The organism is Cytobacillus sp. FSL K6-0129, assembly GCF_038007625.1.
Classification (GTDB): domain Bacteria; phylum Bacillota; class Bacilli; order Bacillales; family Cytobacillaceae; genus Cytobacillus; species Cytobacillus kochii.
On sequence record NZ_JBBOXM010000001.1, the window covers coordinates 1,920,302 to 1,942,538 of the forward strand.

19 protein-coding genes are annotated in these 22,237 nt (G+C 36.6%); 9 read left to right on the plus strand and 10 right to left on the minus strand.

What is annotated here, in order from left to right; translation table 11 throughout:
* Positions 1-203 precede the first annotated feature (203 nt).
* Together MHI57_RS09360 and MHI57_RS09365 are read right to left on the minus strand one after the other, a co-directional pair.
* Complete coding sequence (locus tag MHI57_RS09360) at positions 204-2,246, minus strand: catalase (protein ID WP_307316711.1); 2,043 nt, start codon at positions 2,244-2,246, stop codon at positions 204-206.
* Positions 2,247-2,454: 208 nt separating this feature from the next.
* Positions 2,455-4,392 carry an FUSC family protein gene (locus MHI57_RS09365; RefSeq protein WP_307316708.1) on the minus strand — a complete coding sequence of 646 codons (1,938 nt, stop codon included), beginning with the start codon at positions 4,390-4,392 and terminating at the stop codon, positions 2,455-2,457.
* A 245-nt stretch (positions 4,393-4,637) separates the two neighbouring features.
* Here MHI57_RS09365 and MHI57_RS09370 point away from each other — a divergent pair, with 245 nt between their 5' ends.
* The 3 genes from MHI57_RS09370 (at position 4,638) to MHI57_RS09380 (ending at position 6,114) form a co-directional block, all read left to right on the plus strand.
* Positions 4,638-5,147 (plus strand): GNAT family N-acetyltransferase, encoded by a 510-nt coding sequence (locus tag MHI57_RS09370; protein WP_307316704.1) that lies wholly within the window; start codon positions 4,638-4,640, stop codon positions 5,145-5,147.
* Between the two features lie 156 nt (positions 5,148-5,303).
* Complete coding sequence (locus tag MHI57_RS09375) at positions 5,304-5,660, plus strand: DinB family protein (RefSeq protein WP_307316702.1); 357 nt, start codon at positions 5,304-5,306, stop codon at positions 5,658-5,660.
* Complete coding sequence (locus MHI57_RS09380) at positions 5,638-6,114, plus strand: GNAT family N-acetyltransferase (protein ID WP_095372199.1); 477 nt, start codon at positions 5,638-5,640, stop codon at positions 6,112-6,114. Before MHI57_RS09375 ends, MHI57_RS09380 begins: the two co-directional genes overlap by 23 nt.
* 43 nt (positions 6,115-6,157) lie before the next feature.
* Here the strand turns inward: MHI57_RS09380 and ytvI are convergent, their stop codons facing one another.
* The 5 genes from ytvI to MHI57_RS09405 all read right to left on the minus strand — a co-directional run bounded on the left by ytvI (position 6,158) and on the right by MHI57_RS09405 (position 12,759).
* Positions 6,158-7,288 (minus strand): sporulation integral membrane protein YtvI, encoded by a 1,131-nt coding sequence (gene ytvI / locus MHI57_RS09385; protein ID WP_095372198.1) that lies wholly within the window; start codon positions 7,286-7,288, stop codon positions 6,158-6,160.
* A gap of 424 nt (positions 7,289-7,712) precedes the next feature.
* Entirely contained in the window at positions 7,713-8,579 is an 867-nt protein-coding gene (gene dat, locus MHI57_RS09390; RefSeq protein ID WP_307316696.1) for a D-amino-acid transaminase, read from the minus strand.
* Between the two features lie 91 nt (positions 8,580-8,670).
* Positions 8,671-10,086: a dipeptidase PepV gene (gene pepV / locus MHI57_RS09395; protein ID WP_095372196.1), complete on the minus strand. Its 1,416-nt coding sequence runs from the start codon at positions 10,084-10,086 to the stop codon at positions 8,671-8,673.
* A gap of 209 nt (positions 10,087-10,295) precedes the next feature.
* Positions 10,296-11,810, minus strand: a complete 1,515-nt coding sequence (opuFB, locus tag MHI57_RS09400; protein WP_340975983.1) for an osmoprotectant update ABC transporter permease/substrate-binding subunit OpuFB — start codon at positions 11,808-11,810, stop codon at positions 10,296-10,298.
* Positions 11,803-12,759: an ABC transporter ATP-binding protein gene (locus MHI57_RS09405; protein WP_095372194.1), complete on the minus strand. Its 957-nt coding sequence runs from the start codon at positions 12,757-12,759 to the stop codon at positions 11,803-11,805. The genes opuFB and MHI57_RS09405 overlap by 8 nt, the downstream gene beginning before the upstream one ends.
* A gap of 407 nt (positions 12,760-13,166) precedes the next feature.
* Between MHI57_RS09405 and MHI57_RS09410 the strand changes: the two genes are divergently transcribed.
* Complete coding sequence (locus MHI57_RS09410; RefSeq protein ID WP_095372193.1) at positions 13,167-13,388, plus strand: DeoR family transcriptional regulator; 222 nt, start codon at positions 13,167-13,169, stop codon at positions 13,386-13,388.
* Positions 13,389-13,458: 70 nt separating this feature from the next.
* Here MHI57_RS09410 and MHI57_RS09415 read toward each other — a convergent pair whose 3' ends face one another.
* On the minus strand, positions 13,459-14,187 hold the full coding sequence (locus MHI57_RS09415; protein ID WP_095372192.1) for a pseudouridine synthase: 729 nt from the start codon (positions 14,185-14,187) through the stop codon (positions 13,459-13,461).
* 96 nt (positions 14,188-14,283) lie between these two features.
* Between MHI57_RS09415 and MHI57_RS09420 the strand changes: the two genes are divergently transcribed.
* Positions 14,284-14,481: a hypothetical protein gene (locus MHI57_RS09420; protein ID WP_095372191.1), complete on the plus strand. Its 198-nt coding sequence runs from the start codon at positions 14,284-14,286 to the stop codon at positions 14,479-14,481.
* Between the two features lie 375 nt (positions 14,482-14,856).
* Here MHI57_RS09420 and MHI57_RS09425 read toward each other — a convergent pair whose 3' ends face one another.
* Entirely contained in the window at positions 14,857-16,647 is a 1,791-nt protein-coding gene (locus MHI57_RS09425) for a cation:proton antiporter (protein WP_095372190.1), read from the minus strand.
* 230 nt (positions 16,648-16,877) lie between these two features.
* Here MHI57_RS09425 and MHI57_RS09430 point away from each other — a divergent pair, with 230 nt between their 5' ends.
* The 4 genes from MHI57_RS09430 (at position 16,878) to MHI57_RS09445 (ending at position 20,451) form a co-directional block, all read left to right on the plus strand.
* Positions 16,878-17,522 (plus strand): GntR family transcriptional regulator, encoded by a 645-nt coding sequence (locus MHI57_RS09430; RefSeq protein ID WP_095372189.1) that lies wholly within the window; start codon positions 16,878-16,880, stop codon positions 17,520-17,522.
* 30 nt (positions 17,523-17,552) lie between these two features.
* On the plus strand, positions 17,553-18,752 hold the full coding sequence (locus MHI57_RS09435) for a CaiB/BaiF CoA transferase family protein (RefSeq protein WP_218971963.1): 1,200 nt from the start codon (positions 17,553-17,555) through the stop codon (positions 18,750-18,752).
* 46 nt (positions 18,753-18,798) lie between these two features.
* The gene (locus MHI57_RS09440; protein ID WP_095372187.1) at positions 18,799-20,094 is read left to right on the plus strand and encodes a CitMHS family transporter; all 1,296 of its coding nucleotides are present in this window, start codon (positions 18,799-18,801) and stop codon (positions 20,092-20,094) included.
* Positions 20,095-20,175: 81 nt separating this feature from the next.
* On the plus strand, positions 20,176-20,451 hold the full coding sequence (locus tag MHI57_RS09445; RefSeq protein ID WP_307316683.1) for a hypothetical protein: 276 nt from the start codon (positions 20,176-20,178) through the stop codon (positions 20,449-20,451).
* 150 nt (positions 20,452-20,601) lie between these two features.
* Here MHI57_RS09445 and MHI57_RS09450 read toward each other — a convergent pair whose 3' ends face one another.
* Positions 20,602-22,218, minus strand: a complete 1,617-nt coding sequence (locus MHI57_RS09450; RefSeq protein ID WP_095372185.1) for a putative polysaccharide biosynthesis protein — start codon at positions 22,216-22,218, stop codon at positions 20,602-20,604.
* Positions 22,219-22,237 lie beyond the last annotated feature (19 nt).

The window sequence follows — 22,237 nt, forward strand, 5'->3', positions numbered from 1 at the left end:
ACAGACAAGAGAAGATAACGGATGATTTGATTAATAAAATTGAGGGTACAACTATTTCAAAAACAATACATCATAATCATTGAAGAAATTCTCTATAAAACAACTATGTATGATAGAAAAGATGATACATGTAGTTAAATTTACTATTGAACGCAAAAAACAGAGACACCATTAGATGACGTCTCTGTTTTCCTTCTTAGTCATTATACTTGCGACCGATTCCAAAATCTGTGAGCGGACAAAGCATCAATTATTTGTTTCGCAAAATCATTACCTGATTGTTCTTCTAGTAAAATGCCTTCTTCACTAGGATAATCTAAATCTTTAATCCAATAGATGGCATCACCAGTAGCAGCGATTGGTTTGAAGTGTTGGTATGCTTCATCTATAAACAGCAATGCATCATGCTTAAAGGTTGCATCAACTTCATCACTACCAATGAGATACACACCATCAAATACCACTGAACTGTCACTAGCAAATGTATGTTTTGCTTGTAACTCTACTCCCCCACTCCCTCTAATTGTGCCAAGACGGTCACTTATAATACATGGGTTCACACCAGCTTCTTGCAAATCATTGATGATTGACTTTGCTTTTTCACCTTCAAACCCATCTGTAACAATGATTGCTAGTTTACGTGTAGCTGCGGAAAAGATTGTGTTTTGTTGACTTAGTGCAGGTGATGATTTCGCTGTAGTTGTCTCATTTTTATTCTCAACTGCATCTACACCCACTTTTTCAGCAATGCGATTAGCAAGATCACTATTTACGTGACTAAACATTTCGACTACACGCTCTTTTACAGCTTGGCTTTCCACTTTACTCAATTCGAATTGAAAAGCACTAATCGTATGTTCTTTTTCTATATCGCTCAAGCTATTCCAGTACAGTGTAGCTTGACTAAAGTGATCTTCAAAACTATCACTTCGTTCTCTAATTTTCCTACCTTCTACTTTTTCTTGATAGTGAGCATAACCACCTTCAGATTCTTCAACCGTATTCGGCGAACCATTTGCTAGGGTATTATTATGATAAGCAGCTTGTCCTGTATTAATCGTTTGGCGACCATAACCATCTCTTTGATTATTGTGGAAAGGGCAAACAGGTCTATTAATAGGTAGCTCATGGAAATTTGGACCACCTAAACGAATGAGTTGGGTATCTGTATAGGAAAACAATCTTGCTTGTAATAATGGATCATTCGTAAAATCAATACCAGGTACTACATTTCCAACTTGGAAGGCCACTTGTTCTGTTTCAGCAAACACATTGTCTACATTGCGATTCAGTGTCATTTTACCAATTTTACGAACAGGAATTTCTTCTTCTGGCCAAATCTTCGTTGGATCCAGAATATCGAAATCAAACGAAAATTCATCCTTCTCTTCTAAAATTTGCACACCAAGTTCGTATTCAGCATAGTCGCCTGCTTCGATAGACTCCCATAAATCACGGCGATTGAAATCAGGGTCTTTCCCTCCTAACTTTTGTGCCTCGTCCCAAACAAGGGAATGTGTGCCTAATACTGGTTTCCAGTGAAACTTAACAAAGTGACCTTCCCCTTTATCATTAACCAATCTAAATGTATGAACACCGAATCCTTCCATTGTTCGATAACTTCGCGGAATACCACGGTCACTCATCACCCACATCACCATATGGGCAGATTCCTGATTTTGCGAAACCCAATCCCAAAAAGTATCATGTGCAGAAGCCGCTTGTGGCATTTCATTATGCGGTTCAGGTTTCACTGCGTGAATTAAATCAGGAAATTTAATACCATCTTGGATAAAAAATACAGGAATATTATTACCTACTAGATCATAATTTCCTTCTTCTGTATAAAATTTTGTAGCAAATCCCCTGGCATCTCTCGGCGTATCAAGTGAACCACGCGAACCAACAACTGTTGAAAACCGGACAAAAACAGGCGTTGTCGTATGAGGATTAGTTAAAAATTTCGCTTTCGTGAATGCCTTCATTGAATCATCATAAACTTGAAACTCACCGTGAGCCCCAAATCCCCTAGCATGAACAACACGCTCAGGAATTCTTTCATGGTCAAAATGCGTTAACTTCTCACGTAAATGGAAATCCTCTAGTAATGTTGGACCTCTTGTACCAGCTTTTAAAGAATGTTCATCTTCTGAAAGTTTTACTCCTCCGTTTGTTGTTAAGTCTTTATCCTTATTGTCATTACTTCTAAAATTTTCAAGTTGTTTGTCTTTATCATTTTTAGACATAGTCATTCTCTCCTTTTATTATGTAATTATTTTTAAGGAATAGTTGTTTTTATTTACCCTCCATATTTTTTCTAAAACAAAAATAATCATTTTTTTTAAATAATAATTATAAAAAAGATGGAATCAACACATTGATTATTTTAAGCCAACGCCTATTTACAGGTTTCTTTTATGACATACTAGCGTTTTATCATAAAAAAAAAGCACCCTATGATGGATGCTTTTCTTCGTGCATTTGTAATGATCTTTGAAGATGAATCATGTCATTTTTCAAGTTAGATAAACCTTGCATTTTAGGAAAGGACAAATTTGCTGGAGCGTGCTCTCTGTAAGCTGCATTAGCTAAAGATTCATAAGAATACAAGAGTTGCGCTAAAGCCTCATCAGATAATTTCACTTGGTGCGCTTTCTCTTCTGCTGTTTTTTCAAGAAAATAGGTGATTTGCTCTAACCAAAAAACAACTGGCCAATAATAGGTTAATGCGCTGCGATCGATCGGGATCTCACCAGCTGCTGTATTATATACAGTCTTTAAGCCTTGAATATTTGTTTTCAATTTAGATAGTTCTCTTTCTGATTCATGACCATCTTTTGTATGGGTTGAAAACATTGTAAACATGAGCTGAGCTTGGCTACGAATTGTTTTTGAAATGAGGTGGGGTAGCCTACTAGAGGCTGAGCTTCTCCCAATAATTAAAACACCTAATAAACCAATGATACTGCCTATAAAAACATCAATTATTCTTGCTTGTGCGAAATAAGTAAAAGCAAAATCACCTGGCGTTACTGTTTCTGCCATCAACAGCGCATTAGGTGTAAAAAAGATTGCCGCTAATCCATAGTTTTTCACAATAAATAATTCTGTAATAAAGGTAAGTAAAAAGATTAATAAGGCAATGACAAGTCCAGTAGGGTGAAAACTAAGTATAAAGCTAGCGATTAAGATTCCCACTATTGTTCCAATTCCACGTTGAATTGCACGATGATAAGTGGCAACGACTGTTGCTCCAGACATGACAGCTACACAAGAAAGAGGTACCCAAAATGAACGTTCAAAATGAAATTGGTAAGCGATAATCCCTGCAATGATTGTCATAATTCCAATTCTCAAAGCAGACAGTAATACAATCGAGTTCTTATCAAATGAATGAAGTAAAGCTTTTCTAACAGTGGGCTTAGAAAGCTCTATTTCTTCTTTCACATGCGAAGATATATCTTCTGTATCCCAATCGAGGCGTTTAATAATTGCATATAATTGCTTATACTTGGCGTGCCAGCCTCTTACTTCATCTTCTTCGATTTCAATTATATCCAATCTATTTTTATCAACTGAATTCGATAAAACTTGAAGCTGTTCTATTAATTTTTGTGGTGGCGCTGTTCTTTCATTTAAAAAGTTTTTAATCACCTCTAGAAAAATGCGATTCAAATGATCATTTAACACATATAAACGATCATATCTCTTCTTCCTTCTAAGAGGTAGGTAGCCAGCAATTAAGATATCCTCGACATCATTTAAGGAGGACATGACTTTATATCTCTGTTCATCAAACTGCTCTGTACCAATGCTTTTTATCAAAATGGTTAATTCATTATAAGCCCTTTTAACGACATCTGTTTCAGGTCCAAAAGGATTCACAAACCAGCCTGCCATCGCAATCAACCATGACAGTGCACCACCTAAAAACACAAACCCAGCACGCTGAAACGCTAGCTCAGGCTCTGTAGGCATTCCAGAAGTCATTGCGAACACTAATACAAAAAAGATCGCACTTGGCCCGGTAAAGCGTAACGCTCCAAAGACAAACGTGGCCATTGCAGCAATTATACCCATAATGATTGCAACAGCAAGTGGAAACGGTGCAGCAATTGTCCCTAAGAAGGATGATAAAGTAATTCCTATGGCAACGAAAAATAGTTTTTTTGCTCTTTGGGCATAAGGGATATTAAATACATAAAGATAGGTAAACCCACCCATACCTGTTAATAAACCATACTCTAGCTCTCCAAAAAGGATACCAATAATAACTGGAAGACCTGCAGCTAATCCAGCTAGAAAAGCCTTTACCCATGGAAAAGGTTTTTTGTTCACCTTTAGAGCTTGTTGAAGAAGGGATGCATTTCCTTTATCTGTATTTCCACTCATTTATAAAACCTCACTTAAAACCTTAAAATAAAAACAATAAAGAGCATCTATTCACACTAGATGCCCATGTTCTATAGAACGTAAATAAATCCCTTTAAAAGGGAATTTCCTGACATATATATTAGTATAACATATTGCCAAAATACTTATGTGGCAATCCTCATGGTACATTTTCACTTTACTACTTGTATGAATATTTCGTATACTTTTATTGATTGTAGAAAAAGTAAGGAGTGTGGTTGCTGTTGAAAGTACACCAAGCGTTGTTAGCTGATGTAGATGATATTCTTACTTTGCAGAAAGGGATCGTTGAAGAAAATCGATTTTTCATTACTACAAACGAAGAATTTTTAGCAAATATAGATGAAGAAAGAAAAAGATTATCTGCAATCATCACAAATAGCAAAAAACACTCGGTTGTCTTTGTCGCTAAGTCTGATCAAAGAGTCGTTGGATGTATTATATTTCGCTCATCATCCATAGCCCGACTAGCTCATCATGGTAGTTTTAGTATATATGTTGACTCAAGCTATCGTAAAAAAGGCATTGGTATGCAATTATTGCAAACACTGATTAAATGGGCTGAAGAACATCCTGTCATTGAAAAATTATCTTTAGGAGTGTTTTCTACTAATTACCCTGCTATCCATCTTTATGAAAAAATGGGCTTTGTGGAAGAAGGACGAAAAATAAAAGATATTAAACTTAGTCATGATGTGTATGTTGACGATGTTTTAATGTACAAGATGGTTTAAAAATATTACGAGGTGATTCCGTTGATAAGACGTCATACTGTTCTTATGAATCAATTACACACGTATCGTGAGGAAGTGCTATTAATCCTCAAGAATGTATCTGCATAGCAAGCAGAAATCATTCCTGCCGGTTTCCGCAATAACATCAGATGGCATATGGGGCATATTTACCTTGATCAGTTTTTATGGATACAATCGTTAACAAGAGAGGTTAGCATAGACTTATCAGCCTATCATTCATTCTTTGGTTTCGGTACAACACCAACTGATTTCAATGAATGCACCCCTTCTTATGAAGATCTTATCAGATTACTTCGTGACCAACCGACAGTTATTGAACAGCATTATGGTGATATCTTAAATCGCGAATATCAACCTATTGATATGGGTATGTGCACCATTGAGGATGTCCTCATCAGAACCATCTGTCCTGAGGGAATCCACATGCAAACAATCAATATAATTATCCGTTTAATTAAGGAAGGTTCCTATGACCAATATTCGAAAAATTAAGCAGAAAGATAACTTAAAGATTGCAGCAATTATAAAAGAAGCATTAGAGTCAGCCAATTTAGCTATTCCAGGAACGGCTTATTACGATCCTCAATTAGATTCGCTCCATCAATACTATGAAGAAACCCCAGGCTCAGCCTATTGGATTGTTGAAATGGAAAAAGAAATCATTGGAGGTATCGGCATTGCTCCTTTTGACTTAGACGAAGGAATATGTGAATTACAAAAACTATATGTATCACCTAAAGCTAAAGGACTGGGCTTATCCAAAAAGTTAATGGATACTGCGCTGACATTCGCAAAACAACATTATCAATATTGTTATTTAGAAACACACAATACACTAACAATTGCGGATCGCCTATACCAATCATATGGGTTTGAATTACTTCATGAGCCACTAAAAGGGTCAGAACATTCAGCTATGGATCGTTGGTACATAAAGCCACTGTAAATGAAAAAACGAACAAATTGTTCGTTTTTTCTATTTCACCAAACTAACCAGCTTTTTCATTCTGAAACCCATCTCTTATAAAGTAATAAATACTATGTGTAATCTTTATATCGTGAAGAATGATAAGCAATACAAGTGTGACTGGACCAATAAATAAGCCAAATGCTCCGAATAATTGGAGACCAACAAAAAGAGAGATTAACACAGCAACCGGATTTAAATCCATGCTGCTCGATAAAACTTTGGGCTCTAACAATTGTCTTACGACTAATGTCACACCATAAACAATGGCAATGCCAACCCCAAGTCTGACATCTCCTGTAATGAGAAGATAAACACTCCAAGGAATGAGGATTGTCCCTGTGCCTAAATAAGGTAGAAGTTCTGCGATACCTATAATAACCGCTAGTGTAAATATATTTTCTACTCGCAAAATAGCTAGACCAATGAAGACAATAATTCCTGTTGCGATCATTAGAATAAACTGCGCTCGTATAAAACCAAACAGTCGGTTTCTTATGGCAAAGTTAAACTCTTTTGCCTTCACTCTCACACGAAAAGGGAGGATTCTCCTGAAAAAACTTCTATATTGTCCCCAATCTTTTCCCATAAAGTAAATGCTTAATAAGAAAAAAATAAAGGCAACAAAAAAAGTAGGCAAGCTGAGTAGCAACTGAGATAACCAATCAACAACCCCTTGACCAATATCTCCTAAAATAGAACCAACCTGTGAACCAAGTTCCATTATTCCTTGCTTCATGGCCTGATTATTACCCGAACCAATTGAGTTAAATAACCCTGACGCATCTTGCCAAAAAGGTAAAATAACCGTATTAAAAAAGTGTTGCACATTAATAGAAGCGCCCTCTATCCAGTTAGGGATTTGCAAGAAAAAGGTTTTAAAATTGGCAATTAGTAAGAACAGTAGGCCAGTAATCATACCGCATATAACAAGAACACCGCCTAACAAGCCAACGAAGCTTGCCCATCCTGAAGAAAAGCGTAATTTACTTTGTAATAACCGAACAAGGGGCTGTAAAAACCAGGCAAATAAGGCAGCCAACCAGAAAGGATAGGTAAGGGTGAATGTTTTTATGACGAACCAGCCGACCAACACCAAAGTGAGTATAAGCACGCCAGCTCGTACAATCATCCAAGCATGACTTCTTTTCATAAAACATCCTCTTTTCATTCAATTCTACTGTTTATTTCATGTCATAATTATATACTAGTCCTCTGAAAGAACAAAAAGTCTACACTCGAAAACCATGAAAAATTTGGTGCGTTTTTTTGAAAAGTGCTGGATATTTAGAGATATTAAAGTTAGTAACTTTACAATAATGTCCTTGAAAGTGAAAAATTCCTTGAGCATCTCTATGCAGCTAAAGAAACAGCCCCACGCCCATTCTTCATATTCATGAAGACGATTAATGATTTGTGTGCAATCAAGAAAGGTATTAGCTGACTTTATTCATGAAAAGGCCCTGCTAGCAATAAAAAAGCACCTCCACTTGTAGATACCGTCTAACAAGTGGGGTGCAGTTTTTGATATTACTTATGGTTAGAAAGAATTCTACTTCCCTTTATATTGATATCCCTTACACTGTCGTTGTTAAGCTTCCGCATTCGCTTTCAATCGCTGCATCAAATAATCCTTGAATTCTCTTTGTTAACACGCCAGGTACACCTTCACCTACTTGTTTTTCGTTTATTTGAATGATAGGTGTAATTTCTGAAGTTGTGCTAGATAAAAATACTTCATCCGCTGTATTTAAATCATTTAACGAGAACGGCTCTTCCACTACCGGAATACCATCCTTTTCACAAACCTCAATCATTTTACGACGAGTGATGCCATTTAAAATCAGATTGGAAGCAGGATGTGTGTAAAGTGTTCCATCTTTAATAATAGAAATATTAGATGAGCTACCTTCTGTTACAACTTCGCCACGATGTTGAATCGCTTCATAACATCCTTTTGAGATAGCCTCTTGTTTAGCCATTACATTACCAAGTAAATTTAAGCTTTTAATATCGCAAAGTAACCAGCGAATATCTTCTTTTAATATGGCTTTGACACCATTTTCTAAATTCGCAAGCGGACGCGCTACTTCCTTCGTATAAGCCACAAATGAATGAGCTACATCAGAAGAGGGGTATGGATGATTACGTGGAGCTACTCCTCTTGAGAATTGCATATAAATCGTTCCATGCTCTAATGAATTTTTTGTTATTAATTGTGTTAACAGCTCTTTCATTTCTTTAACAGTATAAGTTAACTCCATGCCAATTTTTTTTGCGCTTAAAATAATTCGCTCCAAGTGTTCTGTCGCTGTAAACATTTTGCTATTATAGACGCGAATGACTTCATACACTCCGTCACCAAATTGGTAACCACGGTCTTCAATATCAACATTTGCTTCCGATCTTTCAATGATATTGCCATTAAAAATGACATAATTCATGATAGAGCATCTCCTTCAACGATTTCATTTTTCCTTTAAAGTGCTAAACTTCAACGCTATCTTATCAAGGAAAACAGCATTTATCAATAGATTATTTTGTTAATTCGTATATTGCTTCTGCATAGATGGCTGTTGCTTTCAATAAATCTTCAATATACATATATTCATCTTTCTGATGGGCTACATCTTCTCTCCCAGGGAATAACGCACCAAAAGCTACTCCAGCTTTTAATGAACGCGCATAGGTTCCTCCACCTATCGAAAGTAATTCAGCTTCTTCCCCAGTCTGTTCTGTATACACTTTTTTTAATGTTTGAATGAGGAAAGAGTCACCATCTACGTGATGTGGTCTTGAATCATCTAGGTTTTCAAATAGCATCCCCAATGTTTGAGCTTTTTGTTCAATTTTCTTCAATGTAGATTCAATATCAGTAGTAACTGGATATCTCATATTTAAACCCAATCTACCTCCAGTTTGTTGTTTGTAATAGATTTTACCTACATTGATTGTCAAGTCTCCCGTGATATCGTCCGAGAAGGCAATACCTAACTGATTACCTCTAGAATCATTAGCAAAATGCTTCGCTATGAAACCGATAAATTGGTCTGCTTGTTGATCTAGCTTTAAACTTGAGAGAAAATCTGCTAATAATAGTCCGGCGTTTTTACCCAAATTCGGCTCCATCCCATGTGCAGATACACCTTCAAGCTCAAGAATAAGTTCACCATTGTCCATATAATATTTACCTTGAAGTTCTTTTTCCTTTAAAAAGTCAACATACATTTGTACAACTTCAGTTGGCTCATATTGAACCATAAGTGATGCTTTAGCAAAGTCAGGAACCATATTGTATCTTTTACCTGACTGGAGTGAGAGCACTTTTACTTGTGAGGAAGCGACACCGCGAATAATTTCTTTTTGCACAAGGTCAAAGTCAGCAATGCCCTTTTCTGCATAAATAATAGGAAAATCCGCATCTGGGGCAAAACCTAAAGTTGGCATTTCTTCTACTTCAAAGTATCGATCCACACAACGCCAATCACTCTCTTCATCCGTACCAATAATCATCCTTACTCGCTTGTTCATATCCAGGCCTAACTCTTTGACAATTTTCATTGCATAATACGCAGCCATTGTTGGTCCTTTATCATCAATCGCTCCACGAGCAAAGATTTTACCATCTCTTATTTCGGCACCATAAGGATCACTGGACCAGCCATCTCCCTCAGGAACAACATCGACATGACAAAGAATACCGAGTAACTCTTCACCTTGTCCAAACTCTAGGTGACCAGCAAGATTCTCAACATTTTTTGCTATAAATCCATCGGATTCACCTAAATTCAATAGATAGGTTAACGCTTCTTTTACCTCTTTACCGAGCGGTGCATCAGATGTGGCATTTTCCTCATCTAGCACACTTTTAATTTGCAATAACTTTTGTGTATCTTTAATTAAGTCGTCCTTCCTTTTCATAACTTCTTCTTGCCAATTAATATCACCCAATATAAAAACCTCCTGCTATATGTAATCAACATCCTTCTCTTTTAAAAGGATTAATAAAGTAAGTGCTTTCATGGTTATTATAACACTACCCTTAAAAATATAACGATAAGTACGGTGTTCTTATATTCATTATTGATTATTTCTTTAATAAACGTTAAAAGTCCGAACAACACATCACATTGTTCGGACTTTCTTATCTTTCTTGTTCGCTACTGGATAAGACCTTTCTCTTTTAAATATTCTTCTGCTACTTCTTTGGCACTTATCCCATCAACATTTACTGCATAATTCATTTTTCGCATCTCATCGTCTGTTATCTCCCCTGCCAACTGATTGAGAGGATCAACAATTTCCGGATATTTCTCAATTGTTTCTTGTCTCAATAACGGTGCACCTTGATAAGGAGGAAATAGTGATTGATCATCTTCTAGAACAGTTAGTCCATACTCTTCTAACTCAGAATCAGTTGAGTAGGCATCAACAAGATTGATTTCACCATTTTCCAAAGCGGTATACCTTAATTTAGGCTCCATTGTCACCACTTCAGAAAAACTTAAGCCATACAACTCCTGAATACCGATGTAACCATCTTCTCGATCAGAGAATTCGAGTGTAAATCCTGGTTTCATCATGCTTTCAATTGCTTTTAAGTCGGATATTGTTTGAAGTTCATGTTCTTCGGCAAATTCATTAAGCACAGCTAATGCATAGGTATTATTATATTCCATTGGTTCTAATAGAACTAAATCGAATTCCTCTTGAATTCCTTCTTTCGCTTGTTCATAGACGGCTGTTTGGTCTGTGCTTACTGCTTCTTCCTTTAAAAACTCAGCAATCACTGTACCAGTGAATTCAGGATAAATATCAATACTACCGGAAGTTAAAGCTTTAAATACAAAAGAAGTCTTACCCAGTCCTGGCTGGAGCTCAACCGTTAAGTCTGTTTCTTCTTCAATCAATAATTTATACATATTGATAAGAATCTCAGGTTCTGATCCAAGTTTTCCGGCAATCTTCAAGTCTTTCTCTTGTTGAAAGATATAAGGAGACACCGTTACAAACAAGGCAATTATAGCTCCAATACTGACACCTACTAGCGCTTTCTTAAATGATAATTTCTGGAACCTTCTTAAAATAAAATCAAATAAAATAGCTAAAAGGGCCGCTGGAATAGCGCCAATCACAATTAGTGTAGAATCATTGCGGTCAATCCCTAGTAAAATAATATCTCCTAGGCCTCCTGCACCTATAAGTGCTGCTAGAGTTGCCGTTCCTATAATTAGAACCATACCTGTACGGATTCCAGCCATTATGACAGGTATCGCTAGAGGGAGTTCGACTTTCATCAACCGTTGTGCAGATTTCATTCCCATCGCACTGGCCGCCTCTATTAAGGCTGGATCAACTTCTTTAATTCCTGTATATGTATTTCGTAAGATTGGTAAAAGAGCATAGGCAACTAAAGCAATAATAGCTGGGATCTTACCAATACCTAATAAGGGAATTAATAAGCCAAGTAAGGCTAAAGAAGGGATTGTTTGAATAACTGCCGCAATGCCAAGAATGGGTTCTGCTACCTTTTCATTCCTCGTTAAGATAACCCCTAATGGGATTGCAATAATCACGGCAAATAATAAACTAATAAACGAAATTTGCATATGCTCAATTAATGCACTGAGCAATTGGTCTTGTCTCTCTGATAAAACGTTAATAAGTTCATTCATACTCTCCACCCACATCTTTCGCTTGAGTGGCTAAAAACTGAATGACACTCTCCCTTGTAATCATCCCAACGATAACACCATTTTCTTCCACTGCTATTTTTTCATGTGTGACCAGTTGATCTAGCACTTGCTCTTTACTTATGTTTGACGTTACTGTTTCAGTGATTGATACATCGCTCGTATCAAAAGGAATCATCACATGATTAATGGCAAATCGATCAACTGTTTGGTCAGTTGAAGTGATGAACTCTTCAACAAATTGACTTTCAGGTTGATACCTCAGCTCTTCTGGTGTACCAATTTGGACCATTTTTCCTTCATTCATAATAGCAATGCGATCACCTAGCTTTAGCGCTTCTTTCATATCATGTGTCACAAAGACAATTGTTTTATTTATATTTCTCTTCATTAACAATAAATCATCTTGTAGCTTCACTCTCGTAATCGGATCAAGCGCACTAAATGGTTCGTCCATTAATATCACTTCAGGATTGGCAGCTAAAGCACGGGCGACACCTACTCTTTGTTGCTGACCACCAGATAGCTCAGCTGGCTTTCGGTTCCGATACGTACCTGCATCCAGTCCCACTAAGTCTAATAATTCTGTCACACGTTGATGAATTTTGCTTTTTTTCCATTTTTTTAATTCTGGTACAATGGCTATATTCTCTTCTACTGTCATATGCGGAAAGAGAGCTATCTGTTGCAACACATAGCCGATGTCATAACGTAAATCATGAAGAGCATAATCACTAATATTCCTTTCATTTATTGTAATTGATCCACCACTTGTTTCTTCTAAGCGGTTAATCATCTTTAGTGTTGTTGTTTTACCACAGCCGCTTGGACCTATTAATACAAATAGTTCGCCTTTTTCTATGGAGAAATCCAAAGAAGTGACGACTTCTTTTTCTCCAAAAGCCTTAGACACACCAGCAAATGTAATCATGAGTTTCCTCCAACTAGATAATTTCAATCTATAATAACTTCCCTAACATTTCATTCTTTAAACCAATAAAAAAGTTTTTTCTTTTATTTTTTTGAATATTTAGAACATAAAACAGGCTCCTTTAGCCATATATATGATGTTAAAAAGAATGGAGGATGCTTTTGTATATTTAGGAGGAAAAAGAGAAAAATAATGTAAAATCATGCAAGTGACTAGAAATTATCTGAAAATAGGTTTACAATATTAATAATTAGTATGACATCTTGATTATTTCTTCTGTTAAACCAAAAAAGGAGTTGTCTCGGGAAAAAGAAGACTACATATAACTGAAAGGACATGTTTCTTAACTGAAACTGTCGGTTGCAGGCACTTGCCATGGGTTTATAAATTGGATAGGGAGTGGTTTTTTGAAACCTTCGACTAACCGGATGTTAAACCGTATCAAATCCGTTTATATGTTTATTCGGAAAAACGGAACTGTAACAACTCAGGAGCTTGTAGAGGAATTCGGTATCACTCCTCGTACGATACAGCGAGATTTAAATGTTTTAGCTTATAATGACTTGGTGAAAAGTCCAAGCCGAGGAAAATGGACTATTACACAAAAGAAAGTGAAGATGTCATCATAAGAAAATGACAAGCGAAAAAAAGAAGCTCTTATTCAGGCTTCTTTTTTTGTTACAAAGTATATTTTAGTACTTACATTTCATTACTTGGATCATAAGATAATAATTCTTCTAATTCTTCATCCGTTAATTCTCGATATTCTCCTAACGCAAGAGAATCATCAAGTTGAAGCGGACCCATTGTAAGCCTTTTTAAATAAATCACCTTTTTATTTACTGCCTCAAACATGCGTTTGACTTGATGAAACTTCCCTTCTGTAATCGTTAAATAAATTTCAGAGTTTGTCTCACTTTTTAATATTTCTAGTTTTGCTGGCTTCGTTTCATAACCATCATCAAGCTTCACACCTTTAGCAAAGGAATGAATATCAGCCTCTGTTACTCTATCATTAATAATGGCATAATATGTTTTTGGCACATGTTTTTTTGGTGACAATAACTGATGACTAAGCTTCCCATCATTCGTTATTAGTAATAGTCCCTCTGTATCCTTATCCAGTCTACCTACAGGAAATGGAGAATAAACGATATCTTCCAGCTCTAATAGATCAATGACAGTTTGATGCATCGTATCTTCTGTGGCAGAAATTACCCCGTTAGGCTTATTCATCATTAAATATATGTATTCTTTATACTCAATTATCTCCCCATGAATACCCACTTCGTCCTGTTTTGGATCAATATGTTGTTTAGCATCTTTAATCTGCGCCCCATTTACCTTTACTGCTCCTTGCTTTAATAATTGCTTTACTTCTTTTCTACTTCCATAACCTAAGTTTGCTAACATTTTATCTATTCTCATCTTACTTACTCCTTTTATATCATCGTTCCTACGCACATATTGCTCTTATCAACATAGACTAACATCATAGTTTATCGATAAAGGAGTGCAAGAAACATGTATTACTATCGTCAACAACCAACGTTTTTCCCTATTCCAGGCTTCCCGCCGAGCAACACCAACCGTAGAATAGAGCGTTTAGAAAATCAAGTACAACGCTTAGAGCAACAATTCGATCGTTTAGAAAGAAGATTAGAAAGAGTGGAACGACGCATTGGTATTAGTCATCCGCCACCCTCTCCTCGCCCTTATTAAGGAAGGAGGAAAGACCAAGAGGAAGTTTTTCCTCTTTCTACATATCCTCTTTATGTCAGTTACTCCTAGTATATCATCTACCTAACATAATGTAACTTACACATACATCCTGGCTCATACACTCTTACTATTTGTTAGAGGACCTTTCTCTATTTCTTTGTTATCTCCATGCTTTTGTCTGTTTTCATTTAAATGACAAAGGGAACCTAATTTCTGTTGCCCATAGTGATGTGACATGTGTTTTTTCCTGTTAACTAACATTTTCCTCACCTCTTCATTCAGTTTTATTAAATATTCTATGTAAGTCCTTCAATAAGTGATTAAAACAATAGAAAATGAAACAAGACTGCATGGTTTCATCATGCAATCTTATGCTTATTTTACTTCCTCCAAATAAATGATAATGTCTTCTTTATCAACAGAAGGTGAATCCTTTAAGGTCTTAAAAGCAATCGATCCATCCTTTTTACGAACACATAAAGGATAACCGCCCACTTGTGCTTCCTCTATTTTTTCATAATTGTCGTTAGCTTGCTTACTTTCTATCGAATAAGTTGTATTTATCTTCTTATTTAACTCTGTGAACACATGCTCTTCGTCAAAAAGCATATGAGCTTTCACAGTTGTGGGAAACCCTCCATCCTTTTCCTCATCCATCCGCTCAGTCGCAATGGTAAACGTTTTATTATAGCCAAACTCCGGAAGAAATGACTGTGTAACCAGGGCATTATAATTAGGGTCATCAGACAATACCAGGATGAATTCGTAAGGAGTTAAGTCGATTTCGAATTGACTATGCTCATCTAGAATTTGTCCCGAGTAAGTTTCAATCCCCTTTTTTCGGATAAGCTTTAACTTGCCACTTGATGTGTCACTAATCAGTACAGGATTACCCAACTCTTTTAACTTGTATGCTAAAGCAATTGAAAAACTACTTGCTCCAACAATCAGTACACCTGGCTCTGATTCAGATGCTAATTTTAATTTTTTTGCCAGCGGTGCTAACGTAAAACCATGAGCACAAACCGTAATAAAAACGAGAGCAAAAGTTAATGTTGTAAGTAATCCTGCTTCTCGATAACCATCATCCATTAATATAGTTGCGAAATAACCAGAGACCGTTAATGCCACAATTCCTCTTGGGGCAATCCATCCAATTAAAGTTTTCTCTCGGTTGGTTAGCTCTGTCCCTATTGTTGATATCCAAATCGACAGTGGACGAACAACAAATAACATCACGATTACAAAGCCAATAATTTGGATACTAAACACTTCTGCAATCGTCTCTCTTGTTAAAGAAGCTGTTAATAGAATAAATATTGTAGATGTTAAGATTACAGAGACATTTTCAATGAAGTGACTAATATTCCCAAGGGCAGATACTCTTTTCTTCTCTCTAGCTAGTACAAGTCCCATCACTGTCACAGCAAGCATGCCTGTTTCATGCATAATCACTTCACTTATGCCAAAACAAATGAACACAAGAGATAAAGTAATAGGGGATTTCAAGTATTCTGGAAACAACCCTTTGTTAGCCATCCAGCTCAAAACCTTTGCAAATATGTAACCGATCACTATCGCTAATAATGAAGCTAACAAGAATTTTCCGAGTTCCATCATGCCTAATGTATCACTTACTAATACTTTAATAACCTCATAAGCAAATAAGGCTAGAAGTGGTCCTGCTGGGTCGACAATAATACCTTCCCATTTTAATAAAGCACTCACTCGTGGTTTAAGTTTGGACTGCCTTAATAAAGGGATTATAACAGTTGGCCCTGTAACGATAAATAATCCACCGATGATAAAAGCCACCTCTAAACTCAAGCCTGCGATATAGTGAGCTGCCAAAGATCCAAGTATCCAAGCAAGAAAAGCCCCAACAGTAACTACCCGAAAAACAGATTTGGAAATACTACGAACTTCACGAATATCAAGCGTTGTACTACCTTCAAATAATATGACAGCTACAGCTAAAGAAATAATAGGGCTATAAAGACTTCCTAGATCTTGTTCTGGGTTCAATAGTCCGAGCGCTGGACCGATTACTAATCCAGCAATCGACATAATCACAATTGAAGGCCATTGAATTTTCCATGATAACCACTGAGAAAAGACCCCTAAGGCAATAACGAGAATAATTCCTAATAATCCAAATGATTCCATTTTATTCACTTCTTTCAACGAAATACGCGAAGGATACACTTCTCTCTCTTTTTAGTAATTACAATTCATTTTGTTTTTCATTCACATTATCAATAAAAAGTAGGAAGAATGCTTTAGTTGGAAAATATTAAATATACTGAAAATTTACTGTTGACAGTATACATTTATATTCTTATGATAAGTACATATTGAATACGCTTACATTTTTTTTGTTGAAAGGAGTGGTTTACTTGATTTCCATTATGAGAGAAACATTAACTGTACAAGTGTATCAGCATTTAAAAAAGAGATTATTAGACGGATATTATCCTGGAGGGGAAAGATTAATAGAAGTAAAAATCGCTGAAGAATTTAACGTTAGCCGAGGGCCAGTACGTGAAGCATTAAAAATGCTCATCCAAGAAGAATTAGTTGTACAAAACGGAAACACCCTTAAAGTATTTAGCCCTTCCCTTACGGATATGATACAAATTTATCAAATTAGACAGCAATTGGAGTCGTTCGCAGCAAAGTTATCTGCTAAAAATATTGAAAATTCCGACTTAGAACTTTTAGAAAGCATTATTGATCAAACGAAACAAGCATGGTTATCTCAGGCGAAAGAGGATGTCGTAAGACTTAGTATACAGTTTCATGAAATCATCTTAAGCTCATCTGGAAATGATCATTTAGTTTCATTAACTAATACCATTCGTGATAAAGTAACCTATTTCAGAAATAGTGGGATTAAAATCGGCATACGAGACGAGAGTTGTATCGAGGAACACGCTCAAATTCTAGCCGCACTTAAAGAACGAGATAGCTTAAAAGCAGCCAATGAAATGTACAATCATATTGAACAAGATTTACTCTCTTTACAAGCAATCTATAAGTAAATTTATTTATTAATCATAGAGGTGAAAAAAATGTCCAATAAAGCGTTATCTGGTTTAAAAGTTCTTGAACTGGGACAGTTAATCGCTGGACCCTTCGCATCGAAATTATTAGCTGAATTCGGTGCAGATGTCATTAAAATTGAACCTCCTACAAAAGGAGACCCTCTTAGAACTTGGAGAGTAATAGAAGATGAGACTAGCCTTTGGTGGTATGTGCAATCTAGGAATAAGAAATCAATTACACTGGATTTAAAAAAAGAGGAAGGTCAAAAAGTTCTCCGCGCATTAGTAAAAGAAATTGATATTCTAATTGAGAACTTTCGTCCAGGTACCCTAGAGAAATGGGGTATTGGATATGAGGAATTAAAAAAAATTAATCCACGATTGGTTATGGTACGAGTGTCTGGTTATGGACAAGATGGACCCTACAAAGATAAACCTGGGTTTGGATCAATTGGAGAAGCAATGGGTGGACTTCGCTTTATAACGGGCTATCCCGACCTCCCTCCAGTGAGGGTAGGCATAAGTATAGGTGATTCCCTATCTGCTCTATATGCAGTAATTGGTGCACTAATGGCGGTTTATCACCGTGACGTAACTCATTCAAAAGAAGGACAAGTCATTGATGTCGCCCTTTATGAATCAGTGTTTAGTTTAATGGAAAGCATCCTACCTGAATACGGAAGAAATGGGGTAATCAGAGAGCGTACGGGTAGCACACTACCAGGTATTACTCCTTCCAATACATACCTTTGTTCGGATGGCAAATATATCGTCATTGGTGCGAATGGAGATACGATTTTCAAAAGGTTAATGAAAACCATTGGCAGAGAAGAACTTTCAAAAGATTCTCGCTTTGAAAATAATATCGGTCGCTCTAAACATGCAAAGTATTTAGATCAGCTGATTGAAGCTTGGACGAGTCAGCACCCACTACTTGTAGTCAAAGAGCTCTTAGATGAGGCTGGTGTACCAGCTGGGTCGATTTATTCAATTGAAGATATTGTAAATGATCCACATTATCAAAACAGAAATATGATACAAGAAGTACCTATTGATGGAATCGGAACTTTGAAAATGCCAGGAATCGTACCGAAAATGAGTAAAACACCTGGTGAGATTAAGTGGGCCGGTCCAAACTTAGGGTCGCATACAGAAGATGTTTTAATGTCAGAATTATCGCTCACAAAAGAACAAATCGCAAAATTAAGAGAAAAAGGGATTATATAGAAGTAAAACACATCAACTTATAAATAAAAAAGGAGTGAATGTAAACGTGCTATCTCTATTAGGCTTCTGCATGATGATATCTTTTCTTCTTTTAGTTCTGACTAAAAAACTTTCACCTGTTGTTGCTTTTGTCTTTGTTGCAGTTGCTTTTGCCATTATCGGAGGATTCAGCAACGAAATGGGCCAACTGATGATGGATGGGATTATCCAAGTAACCCCTACAGCGATAATGATTGTTTTTGCGATCCTATATTTTGGATTAATGATTGATGTAGGGCTATTTGACCCAATGATTTCACGTATTTTAAAGTATGTCAAAGGGGATCCATTAAAAATAGTGATAGCTACAGCTCTTATTACAATGATTGTTGGTTTAGACGGGGATGGCTCATCAACTTTCATGATTACCATATCAGCGATGCTACCTCTTTATAAGAAGTTAGGCATGAACCGCCTTATTTTGTCATGTGTTGTTGCCTTAGCTGCAGGGGTAATGAATATGATACCTTGGGGAGGTCCTTTAGTTAGAGCCGCTGCTAGTTTAAATGTGGAAATGAGTGATTTATTTATCCCTCTCATCCCAGCGATGATCGGCGGACTAGTCTGGACATTTTTCTCTGCTTATATTCTAGGTAAAAAGGAAAGAGAAAGAATCGGTGTCATTCAAATATACACTGAGAGTTTCACAGAACAATCGAGTACAATAGAACAGAAAAAAACGTCCCCCACATTATTCTGGTTTAATTTACTTTTGACAATCGCATTAATGATCATGCTTATTATGGACGTATTGCCATTACAAATTTTATTTGCCATTGCTTTTTCTATCGCACTTTTTGTCAACTTCCGGGATCCAAAAGCGCAACAAGAGCAAATTTTAAGTCATGCAAATAACTTTGTATTAATCAGTACATTAATCTTTGCTGCAGGGATATTCTTAGGTGTCCTAAATGGAACGCAAATGATGGACGCGATGGCTGTTTCCATTGTTTCTGTCATACCTGAAGGCCTTGGCCCTTACCTCCCTGTCCTCGTTGCGATAACGAGTTTACCGTTAGTATTTGTTTTCCCACCTGATGCTTATTACTTTGGCATTTTACCAATTATAAGTGAAACAGCAGCCAACTTTGGCATCGACCCAGTGGAAATAGGTAGAGCAGCATTACTCGGTCATTCAACAACAGGCTTCCCTCTGTCTCCTTTAGTACCTGCGACCTTTATTCTCATCGGGCTATCTGGTGTAGACTTTGGTGAGCATCAGAAGTTCCTATTTAAGTGGGCGTTTGGGACCACGATTGTGATGACGATTATTGCCGTACTTACGGGTGCCATTTCCTTTTAGTAAAGATTTTCAGTATTTCCCAACTCCTATGAAACTTCCATCTCATCATTCCGTCTACTCATAAAAAGGGGAATGAACTTGATGAAAAAAACATCTCGTCTACTGCTATTTCTATTACTACTCTTCTTAAGTAGCTGTTCAGCAGCACCAGAACCTAAAATTTCCGAACAACAAGCCAAGTCCATCGTTATTGAAAAAAACACAAGAACAATTGGGAATGTAACTATCGTTTCAATTGAACAGAAAGGGAATAAATATATAATCAAATGGGAGAATCCAGAGAATTGTGAAAGCGGGGTTGAACATATGAACCACCAAAGCGGTAAAATCATTACAAGTGAAGTTACTATCTGTTAACTGAAGCCGTAAAAAGCTAAGGATATATTGATTGGACCTACTCAAAGTCTGCGACAATTATACCCCTATTCGCTTATCTTTTTGTCAAAAGGCTACATTAACAAACACAATGGCACCCAGTATACATACGCCGGGTGCCTAAAAAAATTACTATTTCTTCAACTTCAATTTAATTAAAATCCGCTCGATTCTGTCTCCGAATAATAAGGGCAATAGACGAATCCTATTTGCAAGATAGAAGTATACACTTGCACCTACTCCTCCACAAATAAAAACAATCATTATCGCATGCCATCCGGATGTTGGATCTAAGAAAATCATTAGCATTTGATACAATAGCCAAGTAATGACCGTCATAACCAACGTAAGAATGACAATTAATAAACTGCGTCTGAATACTAATCTAAATTGATAGCCTGAGAATATTTTAATGACAATTAAGTTAATCAAGATCGCCACAGCATAACCAAGTGCTGTTGCTAGAACTGCTCCCTCTGTTTCTAACCACTTAATCAGGGGTATATTTAATGCAAGCTTAACTAAAATTCCTACTAATAAACTAAGAATGGTAAAGCGCTGCTCATTGATCCCTTGTAGAATAGCAGCTGTCACTGCATAAAGGGCAAATAACATCGCCACTGGGGCATAAGCTCGAAGTACAGCGGTACCTAACTCACTATGCTCATAGAACAATGTGTATACTGGTTCTGCCAGTAGTGCAAGACCAACAACTGCCGGTAAAATTAAAAACAAGATCACTTGAAACGTTTGATTCAACTGACGATTCATCGTCAAGCGATCATTTTTCATAAAGGAATTCGTAATCGTTGGCACAAGTGTTAATGAAAATGCTGTTGCTAACGTAACAGGAATCATCACTAATTTATGCGTTTGATAGTTCAATACGGAAAGGGCTTCTCCTGCTTCTTTACCAGAGTATCCTATCGATTGCATCGCTTTATTAAACGTTGATAAATCAATCATTTGGAATAACGGATTAACCAATGCGACAAGGACAAACGGAATCGAATAAAGAATGATTTCTTTATACATATCTGTAAGAGAGATATCCATTGTACCTTTATCTTTAGCTAATAATTGATCTAAATAAGGCTTTCTTTTGTACCAATAAATAAACAAAACAGCTAAACTACCGATACCACCTATGAAGGCTGCAAAAGTAGCTACACTGACTGCTGTAACTAAATCGCCATCCATTACATAAAGGACGACAAATGCCCCAGCAAGTAGAAAGGCAATTCGTACAATTTGTTCAACGACCTGAGATACGGCTGAAGGTCCCATGGATTGATGACCTTGGAAGAATCCGCGAATTAAGCTCATAAACGGAATAATGATTAAGGCAAAGCTGACCGCTCGAATAACGGAGACAATATCTTGTAGCATTGCTACATCTTCTGGGTCCACAAAAATCTTTGCTAGAGTAGGCGCTCCCATATACATGATTAAGAAACAGACAATTCCGCTACAAAGCATAATAATTAAACCGGATTTGAATAGCTTCCTACCAACTGCATACTCCTCTAATGCGTTATACTTTGAAATAAACTTTGAGACGGCAAGCGGTACACCCGCAGTCGCCACACTGATAAAGATTGTGTATGGTACATAAGAATAGTTATAAAGGATTGTTCCTTCGTTTCCAACGATTTGATAAAATGGAATCACATAAAATAATCCAAGAAACTTAGATATGAATGTACCAAGAGTTAAAATAAATGTTCCTCGTAAAAGCTTAGACGACATATAATCCCTTCCTCTATTG

Bases quoted from the DNA above. Each gene is read 5' to 3' on its own strand.
- ytvI (WP_095372198.1), bottom strand. From the start codon at position 7,288: ATGAAAAGAAGTCATGCTTGGATGATTGTACGAGCTGGCGTGCTTATA.
- dat (WP_307316696.1), bottom strand. From the start codon at position 8,579: ATGAATTATGTCATTTTTAATGGCAATATCATTGAAAGATCGGAAGCA.
- MHI57_RS09425 (WP_095372190.1), bottom strand. From the start codon at position 16,647: ATGGAATCATTTGGATTATTAGGAATTATTCTCGTTATTGCCTTAGGG.
- MHI57_RS09420 (WP_095372191.1), top strand. From the start codon at position 14,284: ATGTATTACTATCGTCAACAACCAACGTTTTTCCCTATTCCAGGCTTC.
- MHI57_RS09435 (WP_218971963.1), top strand. From the start codon at position 17,553: ATGTCCAATAAAGCGTTATCTGGTTTAAAAGTTCTTGAACTGGGACAG.
- MHI57_RS09445 (WP_307316683.1), top strand. From the start codon at position 20,176: ATGAAAAAAACATCTCGTCTACTGCTATTTCTATTACTACTCTTCTTA.
- MHI57_RS09405 (WP_095372194.1), bottom strand. From the start codon at position 12,759: ATGATTACATTTGCTGGTGTGTCTAAGGCTTTTGGAGAAAAAGAAGTC.
- MHI57_RS09365 (WP_307316708.1), bottom strand. From the start codon at position 4,392: ATGAGTGGAAATACAGATAAAGGAAATGCATCCCTTCTTCAACAAGCT.
- MHI57_RS09360 (WP_307316711.1), bottom strand. From the start codon at position 2,246: ATGTCTAAAAATGATAAAGACAAACAACTTGAAAATTTTAGAAGTAAT.
- MHI57_RS09415 (WP_095372192.1), bottom strand. From the start codon at position 14,187: ATGAGAATAGATAAAATGTTAGCAAACTTAGGTTATGGAAGTAGAAAA.
- opuFB (WP_340975983.1), bottom strand. From the start codon at position 11,810: ATGAATGAACTTATTAACGTTTTATCAGAGAGACAAGACCAATTGCTC.
- MHI57_RS09380 (WP_095372199.1), top strand. From the start codon at position 5,638: ATGACCAATATTCGAAAAATTAAGCAGAAAGATAACTTAAAGATTGCA.
- MHI57_RS09450 (WP_095372185.1), bottom strand. From the start codon at position 22,218: ATGTCGTCTAAGCTTTTACGAGGAACATTTATTTTAACTCTTGGTACA.
- MHI57_RS09375 (WP_307316702.1), top strand. From the start codon at position 5,304: ATGGGGCATATTTACCTTGATCAGTTTTTATGGATACAATCGTTAACA.